Here is an 11,462-nt window from a genome sequence, read left to right on the forward strand (position 1 = left end):
CAGCCGAAGTGCCGACACATTCACGAAGATGGGACCGTCTTGGACCGACCTGACCAGAAGGGCCGCGTCTCGGACGATTATTCCGACGTTGTCGGCCTGATCGAGCGGGTACGTGCCGGCGATCCTGATGCCGCCGAGACAGAACGTCTTCGCGAGGACGTGATCACTCGCTGTCTACCCCTGGCCGAGAACATCGCGCGCCGTTTCGGTGGGCGTGGTGAAAACCATGACGACCTGGTTCAGGTGGCCCGTCTGGGCCTCGTGAACGCGGTGGACCGCTTCAATCCCGAGCACGGCTCAGAGTTCGTCTCGTTCGCGGTACCGACGATCATGGGTGAGGTGCGCAGGCACTTCCGCGATGCCGCCTGGGCAACCCGAGTTCCCCGGCGGCTCAAAGAACTTCACAAGTCGATCAATGACGCCTCGGAGGATCTGTCACATCGGCTCGGCCGATCTCCGTCGGCCAGTGAGATCGCTGCCGAACTCGACCTGGATGTGTCGGAGGTGACCGAGGGATTGCTGGCGAGGGGGGCGTATCAAGCGCTCTCGACCGATTCCGGTGCCGCGGACGACGAGCTCGGGGCGCCGCTACTCGAGACGATCGGCGAAGAGGATCCGGAGTACGAACACGTCGAGAGTTACGTCATGATCCGGCCGGCCCTGGCCAAACTCAGTGAACGGGAACGCCGGATCCTGGTGCTGCGATTCTTCGGGTCACAAACACAGACCGAGATCGCCAAACAACTGGGGATTTCACAAATGCATGTCTCCCGGATCCTGTCGAGCACATTGAAAAAGCTCCGCGAGGAACTCGGACCGGACGATGAAACCGACGTGAGTGAGCTACTGGGATGACCCGCCTGATTGACGATCGATGCGGTGGGTACACGAGAAGTGGATCTAGGAAAGGGTTGTCGCAGTGATGCAAGGGGAACAACAACCCAGGCGTAGTAGCCTGCCGTGTAAAGGAGTGCGACATAGTGGGTGAGGTCAAGGACATCGACGGGATCGCCGTCGCGCCGGTGACTATTCGGGTGAGAGCCGAAAAGTCACAGGTGCCGATGGTGCGCGCCATCGCCGAGACGTTGGCGGTGCTCGCGGACTTCTCGCTCGACGAGGTGGCCGACATCAAGCTGGCGGTTGACGAGGCCGCGACGTCGATCATCGTCCGCGCCGCACCCGAAGCCGAACTCGTCGTCGGATTCACCACGTCCTTTCGCGAGTTCCGTGCCGTTGTCCAGACGTGGATCCCTGCCTCGAAATCATTGTCGCAGACAGGATTTGGCTGGCATGTCCTTCAGACGCTGACCGATGTCGTCATCGTGCACGAGGGCGCCGTCGAGAACGGCGGCCGCCTCGTGGCCATCGAACTGTCGAAGTAGCCACGGGGACTGATAACTACCGGGGACTAGGATTCGATTTTGGTGCTGCGGAGTTCGTGACCCTTGGAGGTCAGGCAGCGCCCACTGCTCAGATCCCACGACCAGCCGTGCAGGTTGCAGGTCAGCTTCTCACCCTCGATGACACCGAACTTACTCAGATCGGCCTTCAGGTGGGGACACCGCCGCTGGATCTCCCAACCATCTTTTTCGATCGAAGACGAATCGTCGTGTGCTTCGGCAAACCATCCGTCCGCGTACGCGATTCGCTCATCGGTGAGGCACTTGAAGAAGGTGTAGAGGAATTCGTTGTAGCCGCCGATACGCCACGCGGTGAACCGGGTCGACAGGAAGATCGTGTTCACCCAGTCGGGTTCGTTGTCCCGCAGAACAGTTCGCACCAACTCGGGCGCGATACGGAAGCCGTACCGGTACTTGCCCTCGTTCTCCTTGGGTTCGCGCACCGTGCGGTTGGGGAAGTCGAGGACAACGGTCTCCTCGCCCATCACCAGGCCGACGGGGTAGCCGATGCCGTCGCAGATCTGATCGCTCAGCGCCATGATCGGCTCGAACAGTGATTTGAGGGGTGCGAGCAGCGGGTCGCCCGCGGCCGGAGCCCACGACGCCTTCTGCGCGGCGATCACCGGGGCGAACTTCGCCGCCATCTTGTCGAGGTAGGCGGCCTTGTTCTCTCCGAAGACCTGCTCGGGCGGGTACGGATGGCTGATCTCTTCGAGCTGTGAACCGGTGAACACCGCGGCCGAACCCGAGACCATCATCAGTCCGCGGTGTTTGACGCCGTCGTCGGTGCCGTGTTCCTTCATCTGATCGAGGAAGGTTTCCTGATCGGGGAAAATGCTCGTCGGGTCGTTCTCGATGTCGTTGAGATAGCGCAGCTCCTCGTCGAGGAACATCGGGGGACCGGCCGACGGCACCACCCAGGTGGCACCGACCTGCTCGATGTACGACCGGGCACGGTCCATCCCGCGTTGCCGCTTCTGCGACGCGAAATTGGCCTTCGAACGCTTGGGGATGTCGTACACCATCGGGTACCAGATCGCGCCCGAGTACTGCAGCAGGTGGACATCGATGTGCCCGAACTGCTCGGCGATGACATCGAGATCGACCGGCCGGGCATCGTTCATGTTGAACAGGGTGGTCTGCCCGTCGTCGACGACGATTCCGCTGTCTCCGATCGGGCCGTCGGCCGGCGCGCGCAACGCCACGATCATGATGTCGAGACTGCCTTTGTCACCGGTGACGGTGGTCTTGACCGAATCCTCGGTCTCCACGAACTTGTGGAATCCGAGGTCCTCCAGTGCGCGCTTGAGGTCGGGGACCGGGTAGTCGGGCAGCAGGACGGTGGCGTCTTTGTTGACGTGGTCGCGCAGGTGCTGCGCGTCGAAGTGGTCGCGGTGCAGGTGGCTGACGTAGAGGTAGTCGCAATCGCCGAGAGACGTCCAGTCCAGCTCACTGTTGTCCGGGAACGGGACCCAGGATGCGAAGTACGCGGGATTGACCCAGGGGTCACACAGGATGGAACCTGCCGCCGTCCGGATGTGGAATCCCGCATGTCCAACGCTCGTGACCTGCACGTACTGCCTCCGTATTCGTGGTGTCGTACTGCGACCACCAGAGTATCGACCGCGTAGGGCGTACCGCGTGTCAGCCAACGCTAAGCTCGCGGGATGGAACCGGTCTACGACACAGTCATCACTCTGGCCCGTTCGCTGTGGGCGGTCGAAGGGCTCAAGTTCACGATCTCCGGCGTCGAGAATGTACCGAAGTCCGGCGGCGCGGTGATCGCTGTCAACCACACCGGGTATCTCGACTTCACCTACGCCGGCCTACCCGCATTCCTGCAGGGCAAACGCAAGGTCCGGTTCATGGCCAAGAAAGAGGTCTTCGACAACAAGATCAGCGGGCCGATCATGCGCAGCCTCCGGCACATTCCCGTTGATCGTGGGGCCGGAGCCGACAGCTACCGGGCCGCGGTCGACTACCTGCGGGACGGTGAGCTCGTTGGTGTCTATCCCGAGGCCACCATCAGTCGCAGCTTCGAGGTCAAGGCGTTCAAGTCAGGTGCGGCCCGGATGGCGCAGGAAGCCGGCGTGCCGATCGTGCCGACCGTGATCTGGGGCGCGCAGCGGGTGTGGACCAAAGGCCATCCCAAGCGGCTGGGTCGCACCAACATCCCCATTTCGATCGGTGTGGGCAAGCCCATCGACGCATCGGGCGACCCGGCCGAGGTCACCGCAGAACTGCACACCGTGATGAGCGGGCTACTGCTCGATCTCCAGGCGACCTACGGCCCCTATCCACCGGGCGAGTTCTGGGTCCCCGCCCGGCTCGGTGGGGGTGCGCCCACGCTGGACGAAGCGAATCGGATGGACGCCGAGGAACAGGCGGAGAAGGCCGCGAAACGGGCCGCCAAAGAGGCCGAGGGTCACAGCAGCTGACCCTCACCACGGGCCTCTGGGGCACCATCGCCATCGATCCACGCACTGAAGGTCGTGATCAGTCCGAGCTGATCACCATCGGGTCGTCAGTCTCCGTCCGGCTGCGGATCGCGACCGAGGTTCCATTCCAGGATGACGGTGGTGCCGAACGCCGTCGGGTTGATGCGGGGGTGGTCGGACAGCGCCTGCATCAGCGGAATCCCCCGGCCGCGTAGCCCCGCGGCGGAGGTCGCCTTGACCTCCTGCCAACGGCCGTGGTCCTGAACCGTGACGCTGAGCAGGTTAGCGTGCCGGTGGTACACGGCACTCACGTTCATGGTCCCGGGTCCGGCGAGGTGGACGTAGGCATGTTCCACCGCGTTGGCCAGGGCTTCATACACCGCGAGGGTGATCCCGTCGGCGCGGTCGTGTGCCTCTGGAACGTCGTCCTCGAGCCAGGTCGCCAGGTGTTTGCGGAGCCTTGTTGCCGACTCTGGATCGGCAGTCACGTCGGCGTACGCGAACTGCGGATTCTTGGTCGGCGAGTTTGTCATGATTCGCTCGGCATCCACCCTTCGGTGTTACCCAAGGCGGGTGGGTTCTAAGCGGAGTACGGGTCGGCGCGTCGTTCTTCACCAAATCGGGCTACGGCCTCGTCCACGCTCGAGTACACGGTGATGGTCTTGTCCAGACCGACCAGGTGCATGGGACGGGCCGTTGCCGGGCCTTCGGCCACCACCGCCAGGCGTCCGTGGGGTGCGATGTTCTCGTGCGCGGTGACCAGTGCCATCATTCCCGCCGACGACAAGAAGTCGACCTCTGAGATGTCGATGATGAGGCTGACCGGGGTCCGGATGATTGCTTCCTGCACCGCGTCGGACAACTGCGGTGCGGTCAGGACGTCGATACTGCCGCGCACGGTCAGGACCGCGAGCTCGCCGGTACGGTCGGTGGCGATGGTGAGGCCCGTGCCGGCCGGCAGATCGGAGTCTTCGCGGGCGTGGTTCGCCTGCCCGTCGATCGGATCCATCGAAACCCCTTGTGCCGTGTGCCAGATGTGCGCGGCGGCTACTCGCTGAACCGGCCTCGTTCATATTTGCACAGTTGGTGTGAGCGATGCGGAATCTATCAGCATTGGGCCGTCGTCGGCGGACCGGCCGAGGTTTGCTCGTTGTTCGAACTTGCTGTGCGAGTGCGGGACTGGATGAAAATCTCCCCGAAAACGCTCTTGGCACTCTACCGGGGAGAGTGCTAAAAAGTAAGTGCACAGTGATTTTTGGTCGCCCGCCAGGGTGGCGGGCCTGAGTGAAGATGGAGGTGGGTTGCTGTGCTTCGTTTTGACCCATTTGGTGACGTGGATGCGATTGCCCGGGGACTGCTGGCCGGCCAGCAGATGGGATCATCTCGAACTCCGAGGTTCATGCCGATGGATCTCTACAAGGTCGACGATCACTACGTCCTGACGGCCGACCTGCCCGGTGTGGACCCGGGCTCGATCGATGTCAGCGTTGACAACGGAACCCTCACACTTTCCGCGCAGCGCTCCACCCGCTCGGACGACTCGGTCGAATGGCTCTCCAGTGAACGCTTCTATGGAAGCTACCGTCGTCAACTGACGCTCGGAGAAGGCATCGACAGCGCCGGGATCAGCGCCAGTTATGAGAACGGCGTGCTCTCGGTCACGATTCCGATGGCTGAGCGGGCAAAGCCTCGGCGTATTTCGATTTCACACTCCGACACGGTGCAGGAGATCGAGAAATGATCCCCATCGATGACGTGACGGCCGTGATCTGGCCCGATCCGAGCCCATTCGATGACTGGTGGGCCACCGTGATGTCCGTCGCGACCTGACCAACCGAAGTGGTGCGTGCCGCCCGCTGCCCGGCCGGGCGGCACGGCCGTGTCAGCTAGTGCGAACAGCGTTGCCCTGCCGGACTCTGAATTAGGCTGACCGCCATGGAACCGGTATTTCGAGCGCTTGAGATGACGGCAAAGGCGCTGGTCAAGGTTCAGGGACTGAAGCTCGATTTTGCCGGGCTGGACAAGTTGCCCGCGCACGGTGGAGTGGTGCTGGCGATCAACCACACGGGCTATCTCGACTTCTTGCCGGCGGCGTTGGGCGTCTATCACCGGGGCCGGCGCGTGCGGTTCATGATCAAGTCGGAGCTGCAGAAGATCGCCATCATGCGTTTCCTGATCAAACACACCAAGACGGTGCCGGTGGACCGGGCGGCCGGCGCCGAGGCCTACGAACTCGCTGTGCAGAGTCTCCGGACCGGGGAAGTGGTCGGCGTGTATCCGGAGGCGACCATCAGCCGGAGTTTCGAGATCAAGGCGTTCAAATCGGGTGCGGCGCGGATGTCGATCGACGCACAGGTCCCGATCGTGCCCGTCATCGTCTGGGGATCACAGCGCATTGCGACGAAGGGTGGTCCGCGCAATCTGGGACGCACCAAGACCCCCGTCTTCGTCGAGTTCGGTGACCCGATCCCGCCGCCTTCGGCCGACACCGTGACGACCGACATGCTGGTTGACGAGCTGAAACAGACGATGCAGCGCATGCTGCTCGAGGTTCAGAAACGGTACGACGATCAGCCCGCCGGGGCGTATTGGGTGCCGGCGCGACTGGGTGGCGGGGCCCCGACGCTGGAGGAGGCCGATGCGATGGACATGGCCGACGCTGCCGCTCGGGCGGCGAAAAGGCAAGATGGATAAATGCCCCAACCGGAGTTCGTAGGCCCGCCCACACTGATCGCCAGCGATGTCGACGGCACGCTCATCGACGACAACAACCTGGTGCCCGAACTGGTGCGCACGATGATCAGCAAGGCCACCTCGGCCGGTGCCACGTTCGTGATCGCCACGGGTCGTCCGCCGCGATGGATCGCGGAGATCACCGACCAACTCGACTTCGAACCGTATGCCGTCTGCGCCAACGGCGCGATCGTCTACGACGCCGCGACCGACCGGATCCTGCATTCGGAAACCCTCGCCGCGTCGGTGCTGGAGAAGCTCGCCGAGTTCGCATATCAGCAGATCCCCGGGTGCGGCCTCGCGGTCGAGCGGGTCGGCAACAGCGCCCACGACGCCGCGACGCCACCGTTTGTGGCCACGTCGGGCTACAAGCACGCCTGGCTCAACCCTGATCACATCGAGATGAGTGAAGCCGACGTGCTGTCGCGGGACGCGGTGAAGATGCTGGTGCGCCGGCCGGAGATGACCAGCGACGAGATGGCCCGGCGGATGGCCGCGGTGGTCGGCGACCTCGCGGACGTCACCTACTCCACCGACAACGGACTGATCGAACTCGCGGCCCCCGGGGTCAGCAAGGCCAGTGGCCTCAAAGTGCTCGCGCGACTACGTGACCTGCCGGTCGACGCCTCGATCGCCTTCGGTGACATGCCCAACGACATCGAGATGTTGCGCTGGGCGACACGAGGTTTCGCGATGGCCGACGGACATCAGGCCGCTATCGATGCGGCCGACGAGATCGCCCCGGACAACAATTCCGGCGGCGTGGGCCAGGTTCTGGCCCGCTGGTTCTGACCGGCTGGTCCGGATCCCAAAATTCGCTCCACCTACCTGCGTCCGCTCCTGTTGCAACAGGAGCGAACGCAAGTACGTGGAGCGAAATTTCCGAGCGTAAGGCGGGTCAGGCCGGCGGTGCGGTGGTCGGCACCTCCGTGGTGGGCAATCCGGTGGTTGCCGGCGCCGGTGTACCGCGCTGTTCGTTGTAGCTGTTGGTGTACTCGTCGACGTAGGTGCGCAGAACCTCGACGATGCCGGTGATCAGGTTGAAGATCAACGTCCCACCCTGGAACGACTGGCTGATGCCCGCCGGTGTGGTGGTCTCACCCGAGGTCGGCAGTCCCAGGGACCCGGTCTCGAATCCCAGTGCTGCCCATGCCTTCTCGATGGCGCCCTGGACAATCTGTGCGCCGGTGGCCTCGGACCAGTAGATCTTGCCGTTCTCGAAGTCGACGTATTTGGCCGAGCCGTCAGGCGTGGTCTGCTCGAGGGTCGTCGCATTTCCGAGCTCGCCGGTGGGCCCGCCGGTTTCCTGCCACTGCTGGGCGATGGCACCGGTGTCGGTGGTGGAGAGGACCTGCGGATTCGCGGTCGGCAACTGGGTGCCACCGGCAGCGATCGCCCGGATCTGCGGTAGTGCGTCGTATCCGAACTGCCCGGGGCAGTCGGTGTTGTAGAAGTCGCGGTGACCGCTGATCATCGGCACGGTGGCAGTCTCACCCGCGGCATACAGACCACCCGGGAAACCGATCGAGGTGACGGAGCCCTGACCGTTCGGGTCGAGCCCGGCCAGCCGTAGTCGCCATCCGAGGAAGGTCCCGGCCGCATTGAGCATCTCCGGTGTCGGGGCGACCTCGTTGAGGTTGCCCAGCAACGCCAGACCCATTGTGTCCTGGTTGAATCCGCCCGTGTGGGTGGCCTGGACGTTTCTGTCGAGACCGCCCGAGGCGCCTTCGAAGATCTGTCCGTACTTGTCGACGAGCACGTTGTAGCCGATGTCGCACCAGCCGAGTGTTTGGGCGTGGTAGGCGTAGATGCCCCGGACGATCTCGGCGGACTGCTCGCGGGTGTAGTCGTTGGAACCGGCGGAGTGGTGAACGATCGTCTCCTTGAGTTCCGGATCGTACGTCGGGTCGGAGCAGCGCATCGACTCGTCGGCGCCCCACTGGGCGCGGTAGATCACCTGCGGGTCACCGGGGGGTGCCGGCGTTGCCGGGGCGATGGGGACGGCGTTCTCGGCCGGGGTTTGACCGTCGGTGGTCGGTGCCGTCGATCCGGGTGAGATCAGGGCCGCACTGATCGACGACAAGGCCTGCTGCAGCAGATCCTGCTCGGGTGCCCCGGTGGTGGTCAGCATCGGCTGCTTTTTGGGCGTGAACACCCGGGGAGCGATCTGGCCGGGAGTGACCGTCGACGTCGGGATCGACGTGTCGGTGCGCTTGGGTACCGGGGGTGTGGTGAACGTCGGGGTGGTCGACGATTCGGTTGTGGACGTTGTGGTTGTCGATGATGCGGCGGCGGGTTCTTCCGTCCCCGCACCCGGCGCTGCGACACCGTCATTGGTGACCGCGATCTGCACGACGTTCGCATCGCCGACCCACACCGGTTCGGTGCCCTGCTTCTCCGGGTTCTTGTCGCTGACGCCGTCGACCTTGTCGGCCGAGATCCACGGGCCCCACGATCCGTCGGGCTTCTTGGCGCGGATGTAGGCGGTGGTATTGGCAACGCCGTCCCAGGTCAATCCGACCATTGAGAACGGCTTGTCCTGACTGACCTCTTTGACCAGTGCGCCCTCGGGAGTGCCGGGTTCGGCAGGGGTGCTGCTCGACGGTGTGGTGGTCGACGGTGAGACGGATTCCAGTGGTGCCGTGGTGGAGGGGAGGAGTTCGGTCGGGATCACCCCGCTCGGGATCTCCAACGGTATGTCGGGCAGGTCGATTCCGGAGATGTCGACCGGCGGGAGCGTCACGCCCACATCTGCCAGGCCCGATTTCACGAGGTTGAGAACAAGTGTCGGTACGTCGTTGAGGCTGACCTGGTTGATGGTTGTCGGCGTGATCGACTGGGCGGTGGGAGCCTCGCTCGGATCGACGGCGAGGTTCGGTGCACTACCTCCGACCAGGATGGCGACCGGGCTGGCAACGACAACGGCCGCGACCGTGCCCAGGACGATCGACGGTTTGGGGCGGCGATAGCGCACGTAGGTCTCCTTGTAGGTCGAACTGTCGGGCTGGTCATCACCGACGTGGGCAGGCATGCCAAAGCAGGCGTCCTGCGCAACGTCGACTTCCCCATCGACTTTGTTAGACCGGCAAATCGTGTCTTCTGCATCCCGTGAAGTCCACGACCTGACTCGGCGTGGCGTGAAACTCGTGATGCTGTTGTTATGTCCTGTGACTTTTGTGGTTACCGAATAGCAACTACTGTCACTCTAGTCCCACTAGTCACACCGCGGCGATGATGCGTGCTCGTGACAGCCGAGGTGGGCGGAACAGTTGCGAAGGGACCCCCATGCCGCGTATTCCAGGCCTGTACACCACTCGACCCATTGGGGGCCGGGCTGCGTACGGTGCTCGGCTGCGGCGACCGGCAGCGGCTGGGGTAGCCCTGCTGGTGGCCGTCGGAGCTGCGGGATGGGTCATCCCGCGGGTGGTCGAAGCAGATGTTTCGCTTGCCGTCGGCAGCGAGGTGACGCTGATCGGGCACGGCAACGGGCACGGTCGCGGTATGGGCCAGTGGGGCGCGTTTGGCTATGCCAAACAAGGTTGGACCTCGACTCAGATCTTGAGTCACTACTACGGCGGCACCACCGCGGGGAAGGTGGACAACGTCGACGTCTCGGTAATTCTCACAGGCGAGTCGTCGGTCAATGTCTTCGCGGACGCCGGAATGAAGGTTGGTGATGTGGCGGTGGCACCCGGACAGGCCGTGAGTCTGTCGGGTTCCACCGCCACCATCAGCGACGGCTGCGGGGGCGGGGTTCTCCAATCCGTCGAATTGCCGCGGCCGCTCGTCTCACCGATCACGCCGGGGCCCGGACGCCCGGACCCCGAACTCCTCAAGATGTGCGGTTCGAATCAGACCTTCCGCGGCTCGCTGGGATTCGACGGTGGCCGCGTCATCAACGTGGTGCCTCTCGACGACTACGTCAAAGGTGTTGTACCCAAGGAAAGCATCGTGACCTGGGCCGACGAGGGTGGCGCCGAGGCGCTCAAGGCCCAGGCCGTCGCGGCACGCACATACGCACTCGCGTCGATGGACATCAGCAAGCCCATCGACGACACCCAGAACTCCCAGGTCTACGGCGGATACGACGCCGAGGACCCACGCTCCAACGCGGCGGTCGACGCGACCGCCGGCGTCATTCTGCTGAAGGACGGAAAAGCGGCGTTCACCGAGTTCTCCTCGTCCACCGGCGGCGCCACCGATGGCCGCGACTTCCCGGCTGTGATCGACGACGGCGACGCGATCTCCCCGCACCACGAATGGACAGCCTCGGTGAGCTCGTCGAGCATCGCCGCCCAGTTCGGCGTCGGATCCCTGACCGGATTCGAGGTGATCGAGGCCTACGGCGTGGGCGCCGAGAACGGCCGGGCAGCCACCGTCCGCATCAGTGGAACCGGCGGCAGCGTCGACGTTCCGGCGCAGGAGGTCCGCACCAGGCTGCAGCTGAAGTCGTCGTACTTCTCTGTTCAGGGTCAACCGAATCCGCCGGCGATCATCGCGCCGCCCTCGGGTGTCGGCGCAGCGACGGCCGCACCGGGGGCGATTACCGTCCCGGGGATTCCGGCCGTACCCGGCACCCCGGAAGGTTCCGGGGCCGAGGAACTGATCAATTCGTTGCTGGCGCTGGCCGAGGCCGCCATCGGGATGAAGTTCACCGAATTGGGCGGTAGTGCCGGACTTCTCGGCAGTGCCATCGGGCCGGTCATCACCACGGTCACCGGAGCCGGTGCAGCGCAACAATTCCAGAACGGCACAGTCTTCTTCAGCCCCGAGACCGGCGCCCACGCGCTGGCCGGTGCCGCCCTGCTCGATTACATACTCAAAGGCGGCGAAACCGTCCTGGGATTCCCGCTCGAGGACCTGATCGCCCCAACTTCTGCCCCCTGAGTGA

General features: G+C 64.1%; 11 protein-coding genes. 7 read left to right on the forward strand and 4 right to left on the reverse strand.

The features are described from left to right. Positions 1-39: 39 nt before the first annotated feature. Together H290_RS28160 and H290_RS0109120 are read left to right on the forward strand one after the other, a co-directional pair. The gene (locus H290_RS28160; RefSeq protein ID WP_020106489.1) at positions 40-855 is read left to right on the forward strand and encodes a SigB/SigF/SigG family RNA polymerase sigma factor; all 816 of its coding nucleotides are present in this window, start codon (positions 40-42) and stop codon (positions 853-855) included. Positions 856-980: 125 nt separating this feature from the next. Then, positions 981-1,382: an ATP-binding protein gene (locus H290_RS0109120; RefSeq protein WP_020106490.1), complete on the forward strand. Its 402-nt coding sequence runs from the start codon at positions 981-983 to the stop codon at positions 1,380-1,382. Positions 1,383-1,408: 26 nt separating this feature from the next. On the opposite strand, the gene H290_RS0109125 is transcribed toward H290_RS0109120, so the two are convergent. After that, entirely contained in the window at positions 1,409-2,974 is a 1,566-nt protein-coding gene (locus H290_RS0109125) for an MBL fold metallo-hydrolase (protein WP_020106491.1), read from the reverse strand. Positions 2,975-3,067: 93 nt separating this feature from the next. Between H290_RS0109125 and H290_RS0109130 the strand changes: the two genes are divergently transcribed. Next, entirely contained in the window at positions 3,068-3,838 is a 771-nt protein-coding gene (locus H290_RS0109130) for a 1-acyl-sn-glycerol-3-phosphate acyltransferase (RefSeq protein ID WP_020106492.1), read from the forward strand. Positions 3,839-3,924: 86 nt separating this feature from the next. On the opposite strand, the gene H290_RS0109135 is transcribed toward H290_RS0109130, so the two are convergent. Then, entirely contained in the window at positions 3,925-4,371 is a 447-nt protein-coding gene (locus tag H290_RS0109135) for an ATP-binding protein (protein WP_036518515.1), read from the reverse strand. A gap of 47 nt (positions 4,372-4,418) precedes the next feature. Next, the gene (locus H290_RS28165; protein ID WP_020106494.1) at positions 4,419-4,847 is read right to left on the reverse strand and encodes an STAS domain-containing protein; all 429 of its coding nucleotides are present in this window, start codon (positions 4,845-4,847) and stop codon (positions 4,419-4,421) included. A gap of 297 nt (positions 4,848-5,144) precedes the next feature. Here H290_RS28165 and H290_RS0109145 point away from each other — a divergent pair, with 297 nt between their 5' ends. From H290_RS0109145 to H290_RS0109160, 3 genes are all read left to right on the forward strand, one after another. Further along, complete coding sequence (locus H290_RS0109145) at positions 5,145-5,579, forward strand: Hsp20/alpha crystallin family protein (protein ID WP_028462976.1); 435 nt, start codon at positions 5,145-5,147, stop codon at positions 5,577-5,579. Positions 5,580-5,773: 194 nt separating this feature from the next. Then, positions 5,774-6,532 (forward strand): 1-acyl-sn-glycerol-3-phosphate acyltransferase, encoded by a 759-nt coding sequence (locus H290_RS0109155; RefSeq protein WP_020106497.1) that lies wholly within the window; start codon positions 5,774-5,776, stop codon positions 6,530-6,532. Then, positions 6,533-7,363 carry a Cof-type HAD-IIB family hydrolase gene (locus tag H290_RS0109160; protein WP_020106498.1) on the forward strand — a complete coding sequence of 277 codons (831 nt, stop codon included), beginning with the start codon at positions 6,533-6,535 and terminating at the stop codon, positions 7,361-7,363. A 106-nt stretch (positions 7,364-7,469) separates the two neighbouring features. On the opposite strand, the gene H290_RS0109165 is transcribed toward H290_RS0109160, so the two are convergent. Further along, positions 7,470-9,602 carry an N-acetylmuramoyl-L-alanine amidase gene (locus H290_RS0109165; protein WP_020106499.1) on the reverse strand — a complete coding sequence of 711 codons (2,133 nt, stop codon included), beginning with the start codon at positions 9,600-9,602 and terminating at the stop codon, positions 7,470-7,472. A 254-nt stretch (positions 9,603-9,856) separates the two neighbouring features. Here H290_RS0109165 and H290_RS0109170 point away from each other — a divergent pair, with 254 nt between their 5' ends. After that, positions 9,857-11,458, forward strand: a complete 1,602-nt coding sequence (locus tag H290_RS0109170; protein WP_081631533.1) for a SpoIID/LytB domain-containing protein — start codon at positions 9,857-9,859, stop codon at positions 11,456-11,458. Positions 11,459-11,462: the final 4 nt, after the last annotated feature.

The sequence above is a fragment of the Nocardia sp. 348MFTsu5.1 genome, assembly GCF_000383535.1.
In the GTDB taxonomy this organism is placed as follows: Bacteria; Actinomycetota; Actinomycetes; order Mycobacteriales; family Mycobacteriaceae; genus Williamsia; species Williamsia faeni.